This window comes from Kaistella montana (assembly GCF_024436175.1).
In the GTDB taxonomy this organism is placed as follows: domain Bacteria; phylum Bacteroidota; class Bacteroidia; order Flavobacteriales; family Weeksellaceae; genus Kaistella; species Kaistella montana.
The window spans coordinates 630,163-650,445 of record NZ_JANFQP010000002.1; the positions used below are offsets into that span (position 1 = coordinate 630,163).

The 20,283-nt window shown below is 35.8% G+C and carries 22 protein-coding genes; 10 read left to right on the forward strand and 12 right to left on the reverse strand.

Annotated features, from left to right (window positions below):
• Positions 1 to 8 precede the first annotated feature (8 nt).
• Both rpmA and NOV28_RS09135 read left to right on the forward strand, forming a co-directional pair.
• Positions 9 to 266 (forward strand): 50S ribosomal protein L27, encoded by a 258-nt coding sequence (rpmA, locus tag NOV28_RS09130; RefSeq protein ID WP_027376950.1) that lies wholly within the window; start codon positions 9 to 11, stop codon positions 264 to 266.
• A gap of 165 nt (positions 267 to 431) precedes the next feature.
• Positions 432 to 1,277: a UDP-2,3-diacylglucosamine diphosphatase gene (locus NOV28_RS09135; protein WP_255930021.1), complete on the forward strand. Its 846-nt coding sequence runs from the start codon at positions 432 to 434 to the stop codon at positions 1,275 to 1,277.
• A gap of 1 nt (position 1,278) precedes the next feature.
• Here NOV28_RS09135 and thiL read toward each other — a convergent pair whose 3' ends face one another.
• The gene (thiL, locus tag NOV28_RS09140) at positions 1,279 to 2,331 is read right to left on the reverse strand and encodes a thiamine-phosphate kinase (protein ID WP_255930023.1); all 1,053 of its coding nucleotides are present in this window, start codon (positions 2,329 to 2,331) and stop codon (positions 1,279 to 1,281) included.
• Between the two features lie 40 nt (positions 2,332 to 2,371).
• Positions 2,372 to 2,899, reverse strand: coding sequence for an acyl-CoA thioesterase (locus NOV28_RS09145; protein ID WP_255930025.1), 528 nt, complete (start codon positions 2,897 to 2,899; stop codon positions 2,372 to 2,374).
• A 135-nt stretch (positions 2,900 to 3,034) separates the two neighbouring features.
• On the opposite strand from NOV28_RS09145, the gene NOV28_RS09150 reads away from it, so the two are divergent.
• Positions 3,035 to 4,240 (forward strand): BaiN/RdsA family NAD(P)/FAD-dependent oxidoreductase, encoded by a 1,206-nt coding sequence (locus tag NOV28_RS09150; protein ID WP_255930027.1) that lies wholly within the window; start codon positions 3,035 to 3,037, stop codon positions 4,238 to 4,240.
• Positions 4,241 to 4,322: 82 nt separating this feature from the next.
• Here NOV28_RS09150 and NOV28_RS09155 read toward each other — a convergent pair whose 3' ends face one another.
• From NOV28_RS09155 to rsfS, 5 genes are all read right to left on the reverse strand, one after another.
• Positions 4,323 to 4,976 carry a phosphatidylserine decarboxylase family protein gene (locus NOV28_RS09155; RefSeq protein WP_255930029.1) on the reverse strand — a complete coding sequence of 218 codons (654 nt, stop codon included), beginning with the start codon at positions 4,974 to 4,976 and terminating at the stop codon, positions 4,323 to 4,325.
• 7 nt (positions 4,977 to 4,983) lie between these two features.
• The gene (locus NOV28_RS09160; RefSeq protein WP_255930031.1) at positions 4,984 to 5,859 is read right to left on the reverse strand and encodes a phosphatidate cytidylyltransferase; all 876 of its coding nucleotides are present in this window, start codon (positions 5,857 to 5,859) and stop codon (positions 4,984 to 4,986) included.
• A 60-nt stretch (positions 5,860 to 5,919) separates the two neighbouring features.
• A complete protein-coding gene (locus NOV28_RS09165) occupies positions 5,920 to 6,501 on the reverse strand; it encodes an LUD domain-containing protein (protein WP_255930033.1) in 582 nt (193 codons plus the stop codon).
• A 115-nt stretch (positions 6,502 to 6,616) separates the two neighbouring features.
• Positions 6,617 to 8,611, reverse strand: coding sequence for an ATP-dependent zinc metalloprotease FtsH (gene ftsH / locus NOV28_RS09170; protein ID WP_255930044.1), 1,995 nt, complete (start codon positions 8,609 to 8,611; stop codon positions 6,617 to 6,619).
• 52 nt (positions 8,612 to 8,663) lie between these two features.
• Positions 8,664 to 9,026, reverse strand: a complete 363-nt coding sequence (rsfS, locus tag NOV28_RS09175) for a ribosome silencing factor (RefSeq protein WP_255930057.1) — start codon at positions 9,024 to 9,026, stop codon at positions 8,664 to 8,666.
• Between the two features lie 87 nt (positions 9,027 to 9,113).
• Between rsfS and NOV28_RS09180 the strand changes: the two genes are divergently transcribed.
• A complete protein-coding gene (locus NOV28_RS09180; RefSeq protein WP_255930059.1) occupies positions 9,114 to 9,830 on the forward strand; it encodes a biotin--[acetyl-CoA-carboxylase] ligase in 717 nt (238 codons plus the stop codon).
• On the opposite strand, the gene NOV28_RS09185 is transcribed toward NOV28_RS09180, so the two are convergent.
• From NOV28_RS09185 to NOV28_RS09200, 4 genes are read right to left on the reverse strand one after another with little or no spacing between them, the layout of a single operon-like run.
• On the reverse strand, positions 9,824 to 10,918 hold the full coding sequence (locus NOV28_RS09185; protein ID WP_255930060.1) for an LptF/LptG family permease: 1,095 nt from the start codon (positions 10,916 to 10,918) through the stop codon (positions 9,824 to 9,826). The two genes, NOV28_RS09180 and NOV28_RS09185, sit on opposite strands and share 7 nt — an antisense overlap.
• Positions 10,919 to 10,933: 15 nt before the next feature.
• Positions 10,934 to 12,067 carry a tRNA guanosine(34) transglycosylase Tgt gene (gene tgt, locus NOV28_RS09190; protein WP_380265549.1) on the reverse strand — a complete coding sequence of 378 codons (1,134 nt, stop codon included), beginning with the start codon at positions 12,065 to 12,067 and terminating at the stop codon, positions 10,934 to 10,936.
• A 4-nt stretch (positions 12,068 to 12,071) separates the two neighbouring features.
• On the reverse strand, positions 12,072 to 12,440 hold the full coding sequence (locus tag NOV28_RS09195; protein WP_255930062.1) for a DUF4296 domain-containing protein: 369 nt from the start codon (positions 12,438 to 12,440) through the stop codon (positions 12,072 to 12,074).
• Positions 12,437 to 13,153 carry a polyprenol monophosphomannose synthase gene (locus NOV28_RS09200; protein WP_255930396.1) on the reverse strand — a complete coding sequence of 239 codons (717 nt, stop codon included), beginning with the start codon at positions 13,151 to 13,153 and terminating at the stop codon, positions 12,437 to 12,439. The genes NOV28_RS09195 and NOV28_RS09200 overlap by 4 nt, the downstream gene beginning before the upstream one ends.
• 217 nt (positions 13,154 to 13,370) lie before the next feature.
• On the opposite strand from NOV28_RS09200, the gene NOV28_RS11270 reads away from it, so the two are divergent.
• The 4 genes from NOV28_RS11270 to NOV28_RS09220 all read left to right on the forward strand — a co-directional run bounded on the left by NOV28_RS11270 (position 13,371) and on the right by NOV28_RS09220 (position 17,209).
• Positions 13,371 to 13,940 (forward strand): DUF4271 domain-containing protein, encoded by a 570-nt coding sequence (locus NOV28_RS11270; RefSeq protein WP_500793331.1) that lies wholly within the window; start codon positions 13,371 to 13,373, stop codon positions 13,938 to 13,940.
• Positions 13,941 to 13,951: 11 nt separating this feature from the next.
• Complete coding sequence (locus NOV28_RS09210; RefSeq protein ID WP_255930398.1) at positions 13,952 to 14,692, forward strand: uroporphyrinogen-III synthase; 741 nt, start codon at positions 13,952 to 13,954, stop codon at positions 14,690 to 14,692.
• A 119-nt stretch (positions 14,693 to 14,811) separates the two neighbouring features.
• Entirely contained in the window at positions 14,812 to 16,866 is a 2,055-nt protein-coding gene (locus NOV28_RS09215; protein ID WP_255930066.1) for a S9 family peptidase, read from the forward strand.
• On the forward strand, positions 16,856 to 17,209 hold the full coding sequence (locus NOV28_RS09220) for a hypothetical protein (RefSeq protein ID WP_255930068.1): 354 nt from the start codon (positions 16,856 to 16,858) through the stop codon (positions 17,207 to 17,209). The genes NOV28_RS09215 and NOV28_RS09220 overlap by 11 nt, the downstream gene beginning before the upstream one ends.
• A 14-nt stretch (positions 17,210 to 17,223) precedes the next feature.
• Here the strand turns inward: NOV28_RS09220 and NOV28_RS09225 are convergent, their stop codons facing one another.
• A complete protein-coding gene (locus NOV28_RS09225; protein WP_255930070.1) occupies positions 17,224 to 17,724 on the reverse strand; it encodes an SRPBCC family protein in 501 nt (166 codons plus the stop codon).
• A gap of 189 nt (positions 17,725 to 17,913) precedes the next feature.
• On the opposite strand from NOV28_RS09225, the gene NOV28_RS09230 reads away from it, so the two are divergent.
• Together NOV28_RS09230 and NOV28_RS09235 are read left to right on the forward strand one after the other, a co-directional pair.
• Positions 17,914 to 19,461, forward strand: a complete 1,548-nt coding sequence (locus NOV28_RS09230; RefSeq protein WP_255930072.1) for a sensor histidine kinase — start codon at positions 17,914 to 17,916, stop codon at positions 19,459 to 19,461.
• 67 nt (positions 19,462 to 19,528) lie between these two features.
• Entirely contained in the window at positions 19,529 to 20,215 is a 687-nt protein-coding gene (locus NOV28_RS09235; protein WP_255930074.1) for a response regulator transcription factor, read from the forward strand.
• Positions 20,216 to 20,283 lie beyond the last annotated feature (68 nt).

The window sequence follows — 20,283 nt, forward strand, 5'->3', positions numbered from 1 at the left end:
GAAATAAAATGGCACACAAAAAAGGAGTTGGTAGCTCCAAAAACGGTAGAGAATCTCACTCTAAAAGATTGGGTGTAAAGATTTTCGGTGGACAGGAAGCGATTGCTGGGAACATCATCGTGAGACAAAGAGGTACACAACACCACCCAGGTGAAAACGTGGGAATGGGTAAAGACCACACTCTTCACGCTCTTGTTGACGGTAAAGTAGTTTTCAGAAAGAAACAAAATAACAGATCTTTCGTATCTATTGAACCTAACGCATAATTATTGCGTACCGATTATTCGGACATAAATTAAATCCCCTTTCACAAGATTGGGGATTTTATTTGGTTTAAAATCAAAAACATTTTCAAACAAATAGCTCAGCGGAAAATTAATTTTTAATTCATCAATATTTCATATTCAAATCTTACATTTGGAAAAACGAATATGGGAAAAAGAGAAGTAGAAATCGTTGTTCTTTCAGACATCCATTTGGCTACATACGGTTGCCACGCTACCGAATTGGTTGCTTACCTGAAAAGCATCAACCCGAAAATACTTATTTTAAATGGCGACATCATTGATGGATGGGCGTTTTCCAAGAAATATTTTCCCAATTCACACATGGCGGTACTGAGTGAATTTTTTAAAATGATGAAAAGCGAAACGCAAATCATTTATATCACGGGAAACCACGATGAATTCTTAAGAAAATATACCGATTTGACGATGGGAAACCTGTTTCTCACCGACAAATATCTGCTAGAAATCAACGGAAAAAAACATTGGTTTTTTCATGGAGATATTTTCGATCATACCACAAAAGGTGGCGCTAAAATTATTGCAAAAATTGGCGGAATTGGCTATGATTGGTTGATTTTAGTCAACAGAGCCATTAATTTTATCCTCGAAAGTTTAGGCAGAAAAAAAGTTTCACTTTCTAAAAGAATTAAAAATTCAGTGAAAAATGCCATGAAATTCATTGGCGATTTCGAAGAAAAAGCGATAGAACTTGCCATTGAAAACCATTATGATTACGTGATTTGCGGGCATATTCATCAACCAGCCGATCGGGCTGTAACAAAAGAAGCCGGCTCTGTACATTACCTGAATTCTGGTGATTGGATCGAGAATTTATCTTACCTGGAATACAATAATGGAGAGTGGCAACTTCTTTTTTTTGATGAAAATAAATTCGAAAAACCTGAAATTGAAACCAATGATATTTCCGTAAACGTCGAAGAACTGATACATCCAAATGTTTTCGCCGCATTCGTTGGAAATAGAATTTAATCTATTTTTTCAAAAAAGCATCCCAACCTTGTGCATTCAGAGCGATAAGTTCGTTGCTGCCTCTCGCCACTAAATAATTTCCGTGTTCTAATTCCACAGCATGACCGATAATGCTAAAATCCGGATGGTTTCTTATTTTCTCGAAATCTTCAGGAGCAATAGTAAATAGCAATTCGAAATCTTCGCCGCCATTCATCGCGCACATTACAGGGTTCAAATTCAGTTCATCAGCCGTAGAAATCGTTAAAGAATCCATCGGAATCTTTTCCTCATACAATCTGAAGCCAACTTTGCTTTGATCCGATAAATGCAGGATTTCCGAAGATAATCCGTCTGAAATATCAATCATAGAAGTAGGTTTTACGCCGAGTTCATTTAAAGTTTTTTTGATGTCGGTTCGCGCTTCTGGTTTTAATTGTCTTTCGAGAATGTAATCATAGCCTTCCATTTCCGGTTGCATATTCGGATTCGCAAGATAAACAGAGTGTTCTCTTTCCAAAATTTGCAAACCAAGATATGCACCGCCTAAATCGCCGGTTACTACCAATAAATCATTAGGTTTTGCACCACTTCTTTTTACAATATTTTCAGAATCTTCCATTCCGATTGCGGTGATGCTCATCACCAAACCAGAAGTGGAACTTGTGGTATCGCCACCTACCAAATCAACCTTATAATGTTTACAAGCTAACGCAATTCCTGCGTAGATTTCCTCCAAAGCTTCCACCGGAAAACGATTGGAAACCGCAAGCGAAACCAGAATTTGCGTTGGTGTAGCATTCATCGCAGCGATGTCGCTTAAATTCACAACAACTGCTTTATAACCAAGGTGTTTCAAAGGAACATAACCAAGGTTAAAATGCACGCCTTCAGCCAAAATATCTGTCGATACAACAATATTTTTATTTTCAGGATTGATTACTGCAGCGTCATCACCAATGGAAATTTCGGTGGAAGTATTCTTGAAACTAAAATTTTCGGTTAAATGTTTAATCAGTCCGAATTCACCATATGTTGAAATGGGCGTAAGTTGCGGATTTTTATCTTCGAGCATTGCTTTTTGATTTAATGGGTTAAGAAATTAGAAAAAATGACTAATCTTCTTTTGATTTTCTCCAAGTAAAAGTATCCCTTTTATGAAAAGCTTCTACATTTTCCGGACGAAAAGGAAGATCTTTAAGATCTTGTTTGGTTAAAATCTTTGTGTTTTCAGAGCTGAATTCCTTCATTACTTCCAAAATATCATCGGGTGGAGTAGTCGTTTTTCTTAACATCATGTCAATCCAAACTCCGGTTGCTTCTGAAGTGGCACAATGTGTTCCGTCGGGTAAATAAAATTTATGAAGAAACTGATAAATACTCGCATCTTCGGACATTCCAGCTATTTCTGCGCTTACATACACCGTTTGGTCCGCGTAGATTTCCTTGAAAAAAGAATATCTTTCATGTAAAATTACTGGTCCGATTCCCCATCTGCTCAGTTCTTTAAGCCCCATTTTGTGGGTGTTCATAAAAGCCATTCGGGTTTGCGCGCAATATTGCACATAAGAGGAGTTTGCAAGATGTTTATTGGCGTCGATATCGCTCCATCTTACTTCAAATTTATAATGATACAAAGACATTTAGTATTATTTTTAGATTGCAAAATTACGCATTAATCATGGGTTAGAAAAATTGTATTTTTGCAAATCCTATGCAGTGTTTATTTTTATTAAATCGCTGCTGAAAAATTATTTAAGTCTAAAAAACATCAATTTGTGAAGAAACAAATCATCATCATCGGAGGCGGAGCAGCAGGTTTTTTCTGTGCTGCAAATCTTGACGAAAGTAAATATTATGTAACGATTCTGGAACAAAATTCGGATGTTTTACAGAAAGTGAAAATCTCCGGTGGCGGAAGATGCAATGTTTCTCACGCTTGTTTTGATCCAAGAGATTTGGTGGGATTTTATCCACGAGGAAACAAAGAACTTTTGAGTGTTTTTCATCAGTTTCAACCGGGAGATACGATGGATTGGTTCGATCAAAGAAATGTTGCCCTGAAAATTGAAAATGACAATCGAATTTTCCCTGAAAGCAATTCTTCACAAACCATCATTAATTGTTTGATAAATGAAGTGAATCAGAAGAATTTCACTATCAAAACCAAGTCAGTTGTTACCGATATTAAAAAAAATGGCGGACAATTTCTTGTGAAGACGAATTCTGGTGATTTTGCGGCAGATTTCATAGTTTATTGTACAGGAAGCTCTCCGAAATCGCTAAAAATTTTGCAAAATCTTGGTCATCAAATCGTAGAACCGGTTCCGTCGCTTTTTACTTTTAATATTAAAAATGAAATGCTGAAAGATTTAAAGGGAACCAGTTTTCCGAATGCAGAAGTGGCAATTCCTCAGCTGAAAACTGACGAATCTGGACCAATGTTGATCACGCATTGGGGACTTTCCGGACCGGCAATTTTGAAAACTTCAGCATGGAAAGCCCGCGAATTGGCGGCGTTAAAATATCAATTTGATATTCTTGTCAATTTTATCGGAATTGATATCGAGGAAGCAAGAGAAATGTTCATGAAATTCCGTCAGGAAAATCCAAAAAAATCTATTGGAACTTCGAAAATCTTTGATGTTACGACAAGATTTTGGCATCGAATTTTATGGGTTTCAAAAATCGATTTAGATAAAAATATCTCCACAATTTCTTCGAAAGAACTTCAAAATATTTTGCAGAATCTTTGCAAAAACACAATGAAAGTTACTGGAAAATCGACTTACAAAGACGAATTTGTCACAGCAGGCGGAGTTAATTTAAAGGAAATTAATTTTAAAAACATGTCCAGCAAAGTGATTGATCAATTTTATCTTGCAGGCGAAGTTCTTAATGTTGATGCGATTACAGGAGGATTTAATTTCCAAGCTTGTTGGAGTGAAGCTTGGTTGATTGCGCAGGATTTGAACAATCTTTAATTATTTTCGCGACCATGACTTTATAATTTAAGAGAAAAATTAATTGAGATTAATCTCAATTTTTTTGTAAGCTTTTTTGTATTTAAGCTTTCATTTTTGCAATTACGTCGATGCCTCCTTTGGTTTTATCGCCGATTTTACAAGTAATTTCAGTATCTAAAGGCAAGAAAACGTCCATTCGGGAACCGAATTTAATAAAACCGAATTCGTGGCCGGCTTTAGCGGAATCCCCTTCATTACAATAAAAAACGATTCTTCTCGCCACATATCCCGCAATTTGACGGAAAACAACTTTATGATTCGTCAAACTTTCAACTGCAACAGTGGTTCTTTCGTTCTCGGTAGAGGATTTTTCGTGCCAAGCTACCAAATATTTCCCTGGATGATATTTTTTGTAAATCACTTTTCCGGAAACTGGATAACGACAAATGTGAACATTCAACGGCGACATAAAAATCGAAATTTGTATGGCTTTTCCTTTGATAAACTCATCTTCTTCCACTTCTTTGATCATCACTACTTTTCCGTCAACTGGAGCGATCACGTTTTCTTTATGGTCTAAAATATCACGTTGAGGAACACGGAAAAACCAAAACACCAATCCGTAAATAATTAACAATGGAATAATGATCAAAAGCGACCATTCTTTCAGAAAATAAACCGAAAGGAAAGCAAGTACAGCGAATACAATACTCGCTACGACGATGGTCCCGGTGGATTCTTTATGCAGTTTCATAAGTTTTTTATATAAATTTTTCTAAAATAAAGTACAAATATACGACAGGAGCGCAGATAATAAAACTATCGAGTCGATCTAAAATCCCGCCATGACCTGGAATGATATTCCCAGAATCTTTCACGCCAAATGTTCTTTTTAGTTGGCTTTCAACTAAATCGCCGAATGGTGCAAAAACAGAAATTAAAAATCCTACAACCATCCAATTCCCACGCAAATCGGGATGAAATTTCTCCACAAAAAATGAAAGAATTAAAGTTAAAATCACTCCGCCTGCGAAACCCTCCCAGGTTTTTTTAGGAGAAATTTTTGGAGCCATTTTATGTTTTCCGAAAAGTTTTCCGGCGAAAAATGCGAAACTATCACTGCTCCAAATGAGCGCGAAAAGAAAGAAAACTTCTAAGGTAAAAGTATCGTCGTATGAAGTGAATTTCGGCAAGCCAAGCGCAAAACCAAAAGGTAGCGAAATATAAATTACAGTGAAAATCAGTTTTCCGTTGTCGTAATATAATTCTTTTGGAAATTTAAAAAGGGTAATGACTGCAATTACAATTAATGAAAGTGCAAGGATTTCTGAAAGATTGAAATTAAAATAAAATCCATGTTCGAAAAATCGTTTTGAAAAACGATAAAACACCAATAAAATAAGTGGAAAAACCAACCATTTTTCCCAGCTTTTTGGGTTGAATTTCATCATTTTTACGCATTCCCAAGCTCCTACAAATGCAAAGAAAGTCAATAATCCATAGAAAAGATTTTCCTGGCGAACGAGATTGGGTGAGATTTTATTAATCAAATTTGCACCGAGCGGTGTTGTACACAAAATGACGAGCAAACCATAAATGGCACCTCCGAAAAGCCGTTGAACTAGATTTTTATCCAAGATTTTTTTTGATTAAGCGTGTTAGAATTTTCCTCAGAAATTATTTATTCTGTTGAAAAATTAATCTTCGAGCAAAAGTAAGAAAAGTTTTGTATTGTCTTTGTTTGGAGTGTCTAATTTTGAATTGCTTCCGCTAATTGAAGTAAGGTTGCGGATGTTTCCGTTGCGCTTGATTTTGCTCATCGCATCATTCAAATTCGTCACAATCTGTGAAACATTCGCCATGATGATGATTTTTTGCGGAAGTCGCGAAGAATGATAATGGAGAATATTGTTATGGGAAAGCATAATTCTGCCATCGTAAGCAATTAAATATTCGCAAGTGATAAATGCAGTGTCATTGAATAATTCCAATTCAGTTGTATAAGGAACTTTAACCACATCAAGGAAATTCTTCAAATCGTGATCCCAGCAAAATACAGATTTGACATCTTCGATTTTTAGAATATGATTAAGGGTTTGAAGCGCTTCAGCTTCATCAGCACAATAATTAAAAAAACCTCCGGAATGGGTAAATAATTGGGCAAATTTATAGTCGAGATCTGCATTTTTCAGCTGATCTCCAAGTTTGATCATATCCTGATTTTCTTCTTCTTCAGGTTGATTCAATATTTTACCTACAATTTTTTTGAAAAGACTCAATTTCTATTGAATTATGCGATTGTTACTACAAAAATAGAAAATATTTATTAGAGGCGATAAAAATATAAAAAAAATCCTGATAATTTGCATATTACTGCAATTATCAGGATGTAATTTATAGTTGGGTATTGGTTTCTGGACCTAATATCGTTTCCGGCGAATCATTTTCTGAATCTTGAGTGTTGGAAACTGGTCGTTCCGTAAGTTCAGGATCCCATGCTCTTTTGCCGAAAATTTCTTCTAAATCTTCTCTAAAGATCACCTCTTTTTCTAGAAGTTTATTGGCTAAAGCGTCGAGTTTATCTTTGTTCGCAGCTAAAATATCCAATGCTCTTTGATATTGAGTTTCGATGATTTTAGAGATTTCCTCATCGATCATTTTAGCTGTTTGCTCCGAGTAAGGTTTTCCGAAACTGTATTCAGACTGACCAGAACTGTCGTAATAAGAGATATTTCCGATTTTGTCGTTCAAACCATAGATTGTCACCATTGCTTGAGCTTGTTTGGTTACTCTTTCCAAGTCAGAAAGCGCTCCAGTAGAAATATTTCCAAAAATTGTTTGTTCCGCAGCTCTTCCGCCCAATGTTGCACAAAGTTCATCGTACATCTGTTCGGTTGTCGTAAGCTGTCTTTCTTCTGGCAAATACCACGCAGCTCCTAACGAGCGACCTCTTGGTACAATAGTAACTTTCAAAAGTGGAGCAGCATGTTCCACAAGCCAAGAAATAGTTGCGTGACCAGCTTCGTGATAAGCAACTCTTCTTTTTTCTGAAGGTTTTATCGCTTTATTTTTCTTTTCAAGTCCACCGATGATTCTATCAACAGCGTCCAAGAAATCTTGTTTATTTACTGATTCATGACCGTTTCTCGCAGCGATAAGGGCAGCTTCATTACAAACATTTGCAATATCAGCACCGCTAAATCCTGGAGTTTGTTTTGCTAAAAATTCTCTGTCGATATTTTCGTCGAGTTTAATTTTAGCTAAATGAACGTTGAAAATCTCTTTTCTTTCATGAAGTTCAGGCAAATCCACATAAATTGAACGATCGAATCGGCCGGCTCTCATTAAAGCTTTATCCAAAATATCAGCTCTGTTGGTTGCTGCCATCACGATTACATTGGTATCGGTTCCGAAACCGTCCATTTCGGTAAGTAATTGGTTCAGTGTATTTTCTCTTTCGTCGTTTCCACCGGTGAAATTCCCTTTTCCTCTTGCTCTACCAATGGCGTCAATCTCATCAATAAAGATAATTGCAGGAGATTTTGCTTTCGCTTGAGCAAAAAGATCACGAACTCTAGAAGCTCCAACTCCTACAAACATTTCCACAAAATCCGAACCTGAAAGTGAAAAGAAAGGAACTTTTGCTTCACCCGCAACGGCTTTTGCCAAAAGAGTTTTACCTGTTCCTGGAGGACCTACCAAAAGAACGCCTTTTGGAATTTTACCTCCTAATTTGGTGTATTTTTCTGAATTTTTAAGGAAATCTACTACTTCTTGTACCTCTTCTTTTGCGCCTTCTAAACCTGCAACATCTTTAAATGTTACCTGCACTTTTTCTTTTTCATCAAACAGTTTTGCGCGGGATTTTCCGATGGAGAATATTTGTCCACCAGGACCGCCGCCTCCGCCACCCATCATTTTTCTGAAGATTACAAAATAGAACAACGCCATAATTGCAATCCAGAAAACAGCTGTGAAAAGCAGTTCTGTCATTGGGTTTTTGCCAACACCGTAATCTTTTTTAGTTACAATAGCCGGGTTTTCTTGTTTAATTTTATCAAACTTTTCAAGGAAAAGCTGTAAATCCCCAAAACTCAAAGTATAATCGGGTTTTGGCGCGAAATCAAATGTTGAAAACGGGCTTTTATCTTTAGCAACTTGCTTATTGGCAAGTTCTGTTTTAGCAGCTTTTGTTAAGAAGACATCCGCTTTTTCGGTGTCTTTGTAGATCATTACATCCTGAATTTTTCCTTGCTGAAGCATTTGATAGAAGCCTTCTTCGTCGAGTGAATTGGTGCTTGAATCACTATTCATGTTGGTGAAGAAGAACAGCAATACCGCTGCGATCAGTATCGGAAAAAACCAGTTAAATCCTTTGTTGTTATTCATATCTGTTTTTATAAAAATTTTGACGAAAAAAGGATTCCGTCAATGCTTTAAATTAATTATCTATTTTGGTGATTTTCGCATCGCCCCAAAGTTCTTCGATGTCGTAGTATTCACGGGTTTCTCTTTGGAAAACGTGTACGACAACCGATACGTAATCGAGAAGAACCCACATTGCATTTTCGGTTCCTTCCACATGCCATGGTCGGTCTTGTAGCTCGTTTCTTACCTTTTTTTCAATATTTCCGGAGATTGCTGCAACTTGAGTATTGGAATTTCCTGTGCAAATAATAAAGGTTTGTGCCACTGAGTTTTCGATGCCTGAAAGATCAAAAATCATGATGTCTTCACCTTTTGTATCTTGTATTGCTTCCACGATTTTGTTGGTAAGCAGTTGTTTTTCTGTAATTTTGTTCATTAAAAATCTTGTATAATCTGCAAATTTATTGTTTTTTTATTTAATTAAAGCCAATTTTGCCGTTTCTATCTCTTAAAGTTTTCATAAATGAGCGCACTTGTTTTCCTTGAAAAATGTACTTCTACTAATGACGAAATACTCAAGCATTTTACTTTAAAGCAATCTGCAAATCTCGCTCTTTATACTTTCAACCAAACTCAAGGAAGAGGACAGTATGGAAATAATTGGAACTTATCGGTCAATCAGAATCTCGCTTTTTCTATGATTTTATCTGCTGATCGATTTGTTATTCGCGATCAATTTATCAATTTCCGTACCGCTGAAGTCTTGGCTAATTTTCTTGCCATAATGACAAAATCACCTGTGGAAATCAAGTGGCCGAATGATTTGATTATCAATAACAAAAAAGTTGCAGGAATTTTAATAGAGAAAAAAAACATTAATGGAATTTCTTATTTCATTATCGGAATCGGTTTGAATATTTTACAAGTTGATTTTCAGGAGCTTTCGAAAGCGGGTTCACTGTTCACGCAAACTGGAAAAAAGTTTGAACTTCATAATTTCACTGAAAAACTTTATAGTTATTTAGTTGAAAATTTAGCTAAAAATGTTTCCGAAGAAAATATTTTAAAAGAAATCAATCAGCGATTATTCAAAAAAGATAAAGTTTCTGTTTTCTCACAAAATGGAATGCGACAAAATGGCATCATCAAAAACGTGGATGAAGAGGGATTCCTTTGGGTTGATTTAGAAAATGATGGCCTAAAAAAATTCTATCATAAAGAAATCGAATTGCTTTATTGATTCGCTCTTTTGAAATAAAGGTACAAAGCAATCGGTCCGAAAACAAGATCGGGAAGCCACATCGCGAGAAGCGGAGGCAATGTTTTATTCTCAGAAACTACTTTTAAAACCTCGAAAGAGAATACAAAAACAAACGCCAAGGCAATACCAAGCGCGAGATTGAGGCCTAAACCACCACGTTTTTTCTCCGATGCTAAACTGAGCCCCAAAATGGTGAGAATGATGACGGAAACCGGCATCGAAGTTCTTTGGTAAAGCTCATTCAGATAGCTGTTTAGGTTTGCGTTTCCTTTTTCTTTTTCGCGGTTGATGAATTTGATGAGATCTGGAGTGGTTTTATTTTGTCCTAACAAAACATCAGGGAAAAGTTCTTCCGGTGGATGATTAAAACTTTTGTTCAAAGTATTTCCGTTGCCTAGTTTTTCGGTGTCGTCTTTATTTATGGTCTTTTCGAGATAATTGTTCAGCGAAAAGTATTTTTTGTCTTTATCCCAATAAAAATCATTGGCGTTGAGCTGATAGATTAGTTTTTTGTTCTTATCGAATTTTTGATAAATAAATCCAGAACCGCGTTTTTCTTTTTTATTATAACTTTTAATAAAGATATATTCGGTTTTAGAAAGTTGGGTTGAAACTTCGGAACTTCCGGTGAATTGTTCGCGGTTTACAGCACTGTAAGTGTAAGGTTCGAGTTCATTTTTCTTAATATTCGCAAGTGGCAAAACAAAATGATTGATCAGAAGTGCGATAAACGCAATAAAGCCTGAAGTAATTAAATAAGGTCTCGCAAATCGGTGAAAACTCGCGCCGGAGCTGATGATTGCAACAATTTCGGTGTTATTGGCAATTCTTGAAGTGAAAAAAATCACGGAAATGAATACCAAAATCGACATGAAAGTAATGATCAAATTGATGATCCAATACGGATAAAAATTTACGAGAAATTCCGAAACTTTAAAACCATTGGACTCAATTCTTGGCGCTTTTGCCTGCACATCGATAACCAAGATAATAATCGTTAATAGTCCCAACATGAACCCGAAAGTTCCGAGGTATTTTTTGATGATATATAAATCGATTATTTTCATGAAATCAATGTCAATTTAGAGTCTTTGTTTCAGCGTTGGAATTATTGAATTTTTCCATTCGTAAAAATCGCCAGCAATGATGTGTTCTCTGGCAACTCTTACTAAATCAACGTAAAAAGCCAAATTGTGTACTGAAGCAATTTGTTTTGCCAAATATTCTTTCGCCACAAACAAATGACGCACATACGCTTTTGAATATTCAGAATCTACATAACTTGTACCGAATTCATCCAAAGGAGAAAAATCGTTTTCCCATTTTTTGTTTTTCATGTTCATAATGCCACCCCAAGTGAATAACATTGCGTTTCTTGCGTTTCTTGTTGGCATTACACAATCCATCATATCAACACCGAGTCCGATGGATTCTAGGATGTTCCAAGGTGTTCCGACGCCCATCAAATAACGCGGTTTGTCTTTGGGTAAAATATCGGTTACTTCATCCGTAATTCGGTACATTTCCTCTTCTGGTTCACCCACGGAAAGTCCGCCGATTGCGTTTCCGGCTGCGTTTTGCTCAGAAATAAATTCCGCAGAAATTTTTCTTAAATCCGAATAAGTTGAACCTTGAACAATTGGGAAAAGTCGTTGTTTGTGTCCATAGATTTCGGGATTTTCTTCAGTCCATTTGATGCATCTTTTCAGCCATCGATGCGTCATTTCCATAGAATCTTTGGCTAAATTGTAATCGCAAGGATACGGCGTGCATTCATCAAAAGCCATAAAAATATCCGCGCCAATTTGACGCTGAATTTCCATTGATTTTTCAGGGGAAATGAAATGCAAACTTCCGTCGATGTGCGATTTGAATTTCACACCTTCTTCGGTGAGTTTTCTAGACTTTGACAAAGAAAAAACCTGATAACCACCGGAATCGGTAAGAATCGGCAAATCCCAGTTCATGAATTTGTGTAAACCACCTGCAGCTTGCATAATATCCATTTTCGGACGCAAATTGAGATGATAGGTATTTCCTAAAATAATTTGGGCCTTGATGTTATCTTTGAGTTCTCTTTGATGAACAGTTTTTACAGAAGCCACCGTTCCAACAGGCATGAATATTGGCGTTTGAATGGTTCCGTGATCTGTAGTAATGGTTCCGGCTCTTGCTTTTCCGGTGGTTGTATTGTTGATTTCGAAAAATGGGGACATCATATTATCTTGCAAACGCGGGTACGTCTTTGTTTTCTTTTAATTTTTTATCAATATAATCTTTTGCAGCAGGATCTTTTTCTAAAATAATTTCTTGTGCATTATTGAGAATTTTTTCCATATCTCCTGTCGCGGTATAAAATTTATAACTTTCTATAAACTCAGTTGCGGTTATATTCTTTTGTTTAAGGGTAAATCGGGTTGAATTTTCGATATTGGTTTGCGGGAAGAAATTGCTCATCTGGTCATTGATGGCAAATTCAGCCATAAGCTCGGACATTTTATCTTTCTCGATCAGTTTTTTTGGAGGATCGATTAGCTCAGAACAACCCGCCAATAAAAATGTAAGGAATATAAAAAACCAATTTTTCATAATTTTCCGATGATTGATTTCCACTTTAGATTTAAAACACCAAAAACAGCTTCATGGATGATTCCGCCATTCATTTTGCTTTCGCCCAATTCTCGGTTAGTGAAAATAATTGGCACTTCCACAATTCTGAAACCTTTCTTGAACGCGCGAAATTTCATCTCGATCTGAAAACCGTAACCTTTCAATTTAATGTCATCCAAACCGATTTCCTCAAGCACTTTTCTTGAAAAGCAAACAAAACCAGCAGTAGTATCATGAATTGGAATTCCAAGAATCGCACGAACATATTTTGAGGCAAAATAGGACAAAAGAACTCTTCCCATCGGCCAATTCACCACATTTACTCCTTTAGAATAGCGTGATCCGATACTCATATCAGCATTTTTACACGCTTCAAAAAGTTTATTGAGATCTTGCGGATTGTGCGAAAAATCGGCATCCATTTCGAAAATATAATCGTAATGGTTTTGCAAAGCCCATTTGAAACCATGGATGTAAGCTTTTCCCAATCCGTCTTTGGTTTTCCGAACGCTGACATGAAGAGTGTTCGGGTAAATTTTCTGTAAATTTCTTACGATATCTGCTGTTCCATCGGGCGAAGAGTCGTCAACGATAAGGATGTGGAAATCCTCTTCCAGCGCAAAAACTGCTGAAATTATGTTTTCAATATTTTCCTTCTCGTTGTAAGTCGGGATAATGACGAGTTTCTTCATCCGTGAAATTAATTTGCAAAGATAAACTTTTCCTGCATCTTTTTTAAGGAATTCTGATGGAGGAATCACCGAGATTTTATTTGATGAAAAATCCAAGCAACTATTTCCTTTTATATTCTTATTTTTGCAAAAAAAAATTAATCAATTGATTAGAATTGCACAGCATCACGATTGGGTCGTTTGGATCATCCTTGGGTGCATTTTCCTTTATATATTCATGCTGATTTCGTTGCGACGGGATTCCGGAGTTTTGGAATTTCTAACGCAGAAATTTCCAGATTCTACCAACAATTTCCTGAGTTGGATTATCATCAGTGTGGTTTTTTGCCTCACTTTATCGGTTTTGGTTTCCCCGTATTTACCGGCGGTTCCCAAAAGCATTAGTGCACTGCAAATCGGTGGTTATGAGCTGAATAAATTTGGCTTTTCTCTTTTAGCAATAAGTACATTTTATTTCCTGAAAAATGCCCTAAGTTATTTGTTTTTTGCCGGAACAGGATCGGTGAAAAAATGGGAAGTGTTTTATTTTACTACTTCCAAATTCTATTTCTGTTTTTCTTTGGTAATCATGGTTTTATGCATGATTGGCAATTTTTATATGGTAAATCGTACAGAAATGTTTAACTACTGTTTAATAGGATTTGCTGCTATTTTTCTGTTTAAATTAAGCTATTACCTTTTTCACAGCAGTCGGATACTGCCCGAAATATGGTATTATAAATTTTTGTATATTTGCACCCTCCAAATTATACCAGTTTTGGTACTTTGGAAGGTATTGTTTTTTTAATTATTTTGATGATGAAAATTAAATCTATATTAGTTTCGCAACCCGCACCGAACGAATCGTCTCCGTATTTAGAGATGGCAAGAAAGGAAAAAATCAAGATAGATTTCAGACCTTTTATTCATGTAGAAGGGGTGGATGCAAAGGAACTTAGAACACAAAAAATTGATCTGGCACAATATACAGGGATTATTTTTACTAGTAAAAATGCCGTGGATAATTACTTCCGACTTGCTGAAGAAATGCGTTTCACAGTCCCAGATTCTATGAGGTATATTTGCCAATCGGAGGCGATTGCGAACTATCTTCAGAAGCATATTGTTTACAGAAAAAGAAAAATTTCTTTCGGAGAAAAAACTTTCGCAGATTTGATGCCTTTGTTTAAAAAATTTCCAACAGAAAAATATTTGTTACCTGCTGCTGAAGCTTTAAGCGCTGATATTCTGAAAGTTTTGGAAGCTTCACCAATTGAATGGACCAAAGCTACCATGTACAGAACGGTTTCTAGTGATTTGACGGATATCAATATAAAAGATTACGACATGTTGGTTTTCTTTAGTCCACAAGGAATTAGATCTTTAGGATCCAATTTTAAAGATTTCAAACAAGGAGACACCAAAATTGCAGTTTTCGGAAATACTACAGAAATGGCTGCAAAAGAAGCCGGACTGAGAGTAGATGTGATGGCGCCAAGCAAAGAAACTCCATCGATGACCATGGCAATTGAAAAATATATAAGAAGCATGAATAAATAATTCATCTTCAGTTGAGATATAAAACCGTCTTTTTCTATGAATAAGATGGTTTTATTTTTTATAAATCATAACTTTATCGGCTTTTTTTAATGAAAAAACCGGCACAATTTCACAATATTATGAATGCTCCCAAAGCAAAAAAAATAGAAAAAGTTCTCGAGATTCACGGTGACAGAAGGGTTGATCCGTATTTCTGGCTGAACGAAAGAGAAAATCCCGAGGTTTTGAAATACCTCGAAGATGAAAATGCGTACTGCGATCAGGTCATGAAAGATACCGAAGAGTTTCAGCAGTTGCTTTTCGATGAAATGAAAGCCAGATACAAAGAAGACGACGAAAGTTTGCCTTATTTTTTCAATGAATATTGGTATTTGGTGCGTTACGAAAAAGGTAAAGAATATCCCATTTTCAGCAGAAAATTCCAGACTTTGGAAAATAAAGAAGAAATTCTGATTGATGTAAACGTTTTAGCAGAAGGCGAAAAATTTTTCGAAGTAGGAAGCGTTGCAGTTTCGCCCGATAACAAGCTGGTTTCCTATTCTACCGACAATCTCGGAAGAAGAATTTATACCATTAATTTCAAAAATCTTGAAACTGGAGAAGTTTTTCAGGATCAAATTTTCAATACGACCGGAAAAGCGGTTTGGGCCAATGATAACCAGCATGTTTTCTACATAAGAAAAGACGATAGTTTGCGCGCTTATCAGGTTTTTAGGCATCAATTAGGAACAAATTCGGAAGATGATGTTTTGATTTTTCATGAAAAAGATGAAACCTTCGACGTCAATGTTTTTAAAACCAAATCGTTAGAATATATTTTCATTTCAAGTTCTAGTACGATTTCTGACGAAATGCGATTTATTCCTGCGGATAATGTTTCGGCAGATTGGAAGGTTATTCAACCAAGAATTGATGATTTGGAATATTCCGTTGAGCATTACGAAGATGAATTTTATATCATTACCAATGCAAATGATGCTACTAATTTCAAAATTGTAAAAACCAAAGTTTCCCAACCCGGAATGGAAAATTGGGTTGAAGTAATCCCGCATCGGAAAGAAACTTTGCTCGAAGGTTTCGAAATTTTCAAAGATTATTTGGTACTTGAAGAAAGAACTGAAGGTTTGCTTCACATCAAAATCATTGAAAATCATACTGGAAACTCTCATTATCTTGAGTTTTCTGATCCAACATATACTGCTTATATTGGTTTGAATTTAGAATTCAACACTCAGAAATTGAGATTTGGTTACACTTCGCTCACGAAACCGAATTCCACTTTAGAATATGATATGAAGGAAAAAACCACCAAAATCTTGAAAGAACAAGTGGTTCTAGGTGGAAAATTTATAGCCGAAAATTATATTTCCGAAAGAATTTGGGCACCTTCACGAGATGGAAAAAATCAGATTCCGATTTCTTTAGTTTATCATAAAGACACACCGAAATCAGCGGAAACACCATTGCTTTTGTATGGTTACGGAAGTTACGGACACACGGTTGATGCGAGTTTTTCGAATGTAAGGTTATCGATTCTTGATCGGGGATTTATATATGCAATTGCACACATCCGTGGTGGTGAATATTTGGGAAGAGAATGGTATGAAGATGGAAAAATGCTTACCAAAAAGAACACTTTTTTCGATTTTATCGATGCTGGGAAACATTTAATTTCAGAAAATTATACTTCAGAAAAACATCTTTACGCAATGGGCGGAAGCGCGGGCGGACTTTTGATGGGCGCGGTGATCAATTATGAGCCGGAGCTTTTCAATGGAATTGTGGCGCAAGTTCCTTTTGTGGACGTGGTTACAACAATGCTTGATGAAACGATTCCTTTGACAACGGGTGAGTTTGACGAATGGGGAAATCCTAAAACAAAAAAATATTACGATTACATGAAATCGTATTCGCCGTATGATAATGTGGAAGCTAAAAACTATCCAAACATGTTGATTACTACCGGATTACACGATTCGCAAGTGCAATATTGGGAACCTGCAAAATGGACCGCAAAACTCCGTGAACTGAAAACGGATTCGAATATTTTAGTATTCAAAACCGATATGAGTGCCGGTCACGGCGGAGCTTCAGGTAGATTTGAATCTTTAAAGGAAGATGCATTGGAGTATGCCTTTTTATTAAAATTAGAAAATAAAATTGATGGAAAATAAATCTGAAAACCAACTTTGGGAAGAAGTAGAACAGTTTTTTGTTGAAAATTTCGATACTGATAAACATCCGCAAATTGACACTATTTTGTTTTTAATTGGCGTGCAGGAACTCGGAAGCGGGCAACAGAAATATACCAAAGATGATAAGGTAAATCTCCTTCACATCGCTGTTTGTAGACTTTTGGAACCATTCGGATATTATCGTTTTTCGCATTACGATGACGATGGTTATCCACATTTTGAAGAAGTGGAAAATCTCCCAGAATTAAAACCGAATGAACAGCAAATTTTGATGAAAAAAGCAATCATTCAGTATTTTATCGACGAAGAATTATTCAAATAGCAAAAAGGTCGGTTTTATGGCCGATCTTTTTCATTGATAAGCTCTGCAAGCTGGTTTAAACCCATTTTAAAACCTTCTTCAAAACCCATATCAAGAATCATTTTCATGTCATTTTCGGAGTTAAAATGGATATTGATGGTGAGTTTTGTGCCTTCTTCAATGCCCGTAAAACCAATCAGCCAGTTTACAGAAGGGATTTCTAAAGTTGGATTTCCGTTTTCATCTGCGAAAAAATCAGTCCATGAAATGCTTCTCGGAGCATTGATTTCCTCGTAAATTACTCCGGCGCGATGCCGCTCGTTGTCGGGACCAACCATTGCGTAATTCCATTGTCCGCATTCACGAAAATCGAGATTTGAAGTTTCGCAACGCCACGGGTTTGGAGCCCACCATTGATCGAGCAATTCTTGTTTTGTGAAATAATCCCAAACGAGAGCGGGTGTACTTTTGTAGGTCGCCATCACGAAAACGGTTGCCGCTTCAAAATCTTTATTAAAAACAATATTAGATTTCATAAATGTAGTTTTAACAAATTTAATTCTTTATTTGATATGTCGCTGGTTTCCAAAATAATTATTGGCTTGTTTTACTAAAAAAATGTTAAAAAAAAGAATTTTAAGAAACTTGCTGTAATATTTTTGACTTTTTTGTGTTATATTAATCTTAAAATCATTAATTTTAACAATTCAAATTAAAATTTCATAATGAACAATAAGTTTATTCCATTTATTTCAGTATTGATGACGATTTCAATGATTGTTTTCGTCACGCTACAATTATATTGGATAAAAGAGCTGTATTCCGCGCTTAACCAAGATTTTTCGAACAAAGTATATTCTGCACTCGAAACTTCTGCACTTAAAACCCAGCAATTAGAAGTTGAAAAATACTTGAACCAGGATTATAAAAACTTTGCTAAAAATGTTGTGGACAGTAGTAATCAACCAACGCAAACATATATTCAACAAAATTCTGATTCTGCGAACAGACAAACCATTACGTTTCAGAAAAGTATTGTAGAGAACCAGAATTTCCCGATTTCTCAGAAAGGTGATAGTTTAAAACTCACCAAATTATACACCGACGAAGGAATTTTGAAAATAAAAAAAGATGCCAATTCTTCGGAACCGCTTACCGAGCAACTTAGTAAGGATATCAACAATAACACTTATGCGTTGAAAGAATTTGCTAAACTCAGCGCTTCAAGCCTTCCGATTGAGAAAAGGGTAGATGTTGCAACTCTGGATTCTGTTTTGTCTAATGAATTGAAATTGAATGGTTTAAACACAAAATTCGGTTTCGCTGTAATGGACAAAAAAAATAAAGTGACTAAGGTGGCGAACGTAATTTATTCCGACCAAAAAGATACCAATGGTTACACTTATCCTTTATTTACCGATAGTAAAGATCGAACGTTATACACTTTGGCAGTGGTTTTTCCGAGGAAAGACTACTCGTTGGCAAAGAATAATTTGCCGATGCTGTTGGGGACTTTCATGTCATTGCTTACGATTTTAGGGATTTATATCATTTCCATTAATTATATGATGAGGCAAAAGAAAATTGCGGAAGTGAAAACCGATTTCATCAATAATATGTCGCATGAGTTCAAAACGCCTTTGGCAACGATTTCGGTAGCAACAGATTCTTTGGCGAATTATAAAATTGCCACCAATCCTGAAAAAGTGAAATATTATTCCGGCCTGATCAAACAGGAAAATCTTCGGATGAAAAAGCAGGTGGAAAATGTTCTCAACATGTCGAAATTGGAAAGAAATGAAGTGAAACTTTTCTTGAAAGAAACCGATGTAAGGGCTTTAATTAAAGAAATTACCGAATCTTTCGGATTAATTGTGGCTCAACGAAACGGAACATTAACTCAAGAATTCAATACGGATCGGTATAAATTTAAAATTGATGAGTTTCATATTTCCAACGCATTGGTGAATTTGCTGGATAATGCCAATAAATATTCGCCAGAAACGCCAGAAATTAAAGTGAGAACCAGAAATGAAGGAAATTGGTACGTTGTAGAAATTTCTGATAAAGGAATGGGAATGGAAACCGACAACCGAACCCGAATTTTTGAAAAATTCTTCCGTGAAGAAACAGGAAATATTCATAATGTAAAAGGACAAGGTTTGGGACTTTCTTACGTGAAAAAGATCGTAGAACTGCACAAAGGCCAGATTATAGTAGATTCTCAGAAAGGAAAGGGAAGTACTTTTACTATAAAATTGCCAATGAGCTAATTGAAAATTAAAGAATAATAAAGGTTTATGTAAAAACCTTATCAAAAAAATTAAAATAAATAAAATTATGAGCAACAGAATCTTATTAGTAGAAGACGACCAAAGTTTTGGTGCTGTTTTGAAAGATTATTTAACCATAAATAATTTTGAAGTTACCCTTGCGACCGATGGTGAACAAGGTTTGAAAGAATTCACAGAAAACGAATTTGATATTTGTATTTTCGATGTGATGATGCCTAAAAAAGACGGTTTCAGTTTAGCTGAAGACGTTAAAAGAATTGATAAAAACACTCCGATTATTTTCCTTACTGCGAGAAATATGCGTGAAGATATTTTGAAAGGCTATCAACTCGGAGCAGACGATTATATCACCAAGCCTTTTGATACGGAGCTTTTATTGTATAAAATTAAAGCAATTTTGCAAAGAAGTGCAGTTTTGGAAGATGAAGAGCAAGAACAATTCAAAATCTCTAATACATTCTTCGATTCGATGCTACGTCAGTTGAGAGTTGGGGATAATGAATATAAACTTTCACCCAAAGAAAATGAATTGTTGAAGTTACTTTGTATGCACCGAAACGATTTTATGCCGAGAGATTTGGCGCTAAGAAAAATCTGGAAAAAAGAAAATTATTTCACCGCCAGAAGTATGGACGTTTATATTGCAAAACTCCGAAAACTATTGAAAGATGACGAAGGTTTGGAGATCATCAACGTTCACGGAGAAGGTTTCAGATTGTTGGTGAAGAATTAATTGAAATTCCATTCAAATAAAAAAGCTCAGAAAATTTTCTGAGCTTTTTTGATATTTATATAAAGATA

What these genes read in the sequence shown, in the direction of transcription:
- rpmA (WP_027376950.1), top strand. Translation starts at nt 9, where the DNA reads ATGGCACACAAAAAAGGAGTTGGTAGCTCCAAAAACGGTAGAGAATCT.
- NOV28_RS09135 (WP_255930021.1), top strand. Translation starts at nt 432, where the DNA reads ATGGGAAAAAGAGAAGTAGAAATCGTTGTTCTTTCAGACATCCATTTG.
- thiL (WP_255930023.1), bottom strand. Translation starts at nt 2,331, where the DNA reads ATGCTCGAAGATAAAAATCCGCAACTTACGCCCATTTCAACATATGGT.
- NOV28_RS09145 (WP_255930025.1), bottom strand. Translation starts at nt 2,899, where the DNA reads ATGTCTTTGTATCATTATAAATTTGAAGTAAGATGGAGCGATATCGAC.
- NOV28_RS09155 (WP_255930029.1), bottom strand. Translation starts at nt 4,976, where the DNA reads ATGAAACTGCATAAAGAATCCACCGGGACCATCGTCGTAGCGAGTATT.
- ftsH (WP_255930044.1), bottom strand. Translation starts at nt 8,611, where the DNA reads ATGAATAACAACAAAGGATTTAACTGGTTTTTTCCGATACTGATCGCA.
- rsfS (WP_255930057.1), bottom strand. Translation starts at nt 9,026, where the DNA reads ATGAACAAAATTACAGAAAAACAACTGCTTACCAACAAAATCGTGGAA.
- NOV28_RS09180 (WP_255930059.1), top strand. Translation starts at nt 9,114, where the DNA reads ATGAGCGCACTTGTTTTCCTTGAAAAATGTACTTCTACTAATGACGAA.
- NOV28_RS09185 (WP_255930060.1), bottom strand. Translation starts at nt 10,918, where the DNA reads ATGAAAATAATCGATTTATATATCATCAAAAAATACCTCGGAACTTTC.
- tgt (WP_380265549.1), bottom strand. Translation starts at nt 12,067, where the DNA reads ATGTCCCCATTTTTCGAAATCAACAATACAACCACCGGAAAAGCAAGA.
- NOV28_RS09195 (WP_255930062.1), bottom strand. Translation starts at nt 12,440, where the DNA reads ATGAAAAATTGGTTTTTTATATTCCTTACATTTTTATTGGCGGGTTGT.
- NOV28_RS09200 (WP_255930396.1), bottom strand. Translation starts at nt 13,153, where the DNA reads ATGAAGAAACTCGTCATTATCCCGACTTACAACGAGAAGGAAAATATT.
- NOV28_RS11270 (WP_500793331.1), top strand. Translation starts at nt 13,371, where the DNA reads ATGCTGATTTCGTTGCGACGGGATTCCGGAGTTTTGGAATTTCTAACG.
- NOV28_RS09210 (WP_255930398.1), top strand. Translation starts at nt 13,952, where the DNA reads ATGAAAATTAAATCTATATTAGTTTCGCAACCCGCACCGAACGAATCG.
- NOV28_RS09215 (WP_255930066.1), top strand. Translation starts at nt 14,812, where the DNA reads ATGAATGCTCCCAAAGCAAAAAAAATAGAAAAAGTTCTCGAGATTCAC.
- NOV28_RS09220 (WP_255930068.1), top strand. Translation starts at nt 16,856, where the DNA reads ATGGAAAATAAATCTGAAAACCAACTTTGGGAAGAAGTAGAACAGTTT.
- NOV28_RS09225 (WP_255930070.1), bottom strand. Translation starts at nt 17,724, where the DNA reads ATGAAATCTAATATTGTTTTTAATAAAGATTTTGAAGCGGCAACCGTT.
- NOV28_RS09230 (WP_255930072.1), top strand. Translation starts at nt 17,914, where the DNA reads ATGAACAATAAGTTTATTCCATTTATTTCAGTATTGATGACGATTTCA.
- NOV28_RS09235 (WP_255930074.1), top strand. Translation starts at nt 19,529, where the DNA reads ATGAGCAACAGAATCTTATTAGTAGAAGACGACCAAAGTTTTGGTGCT.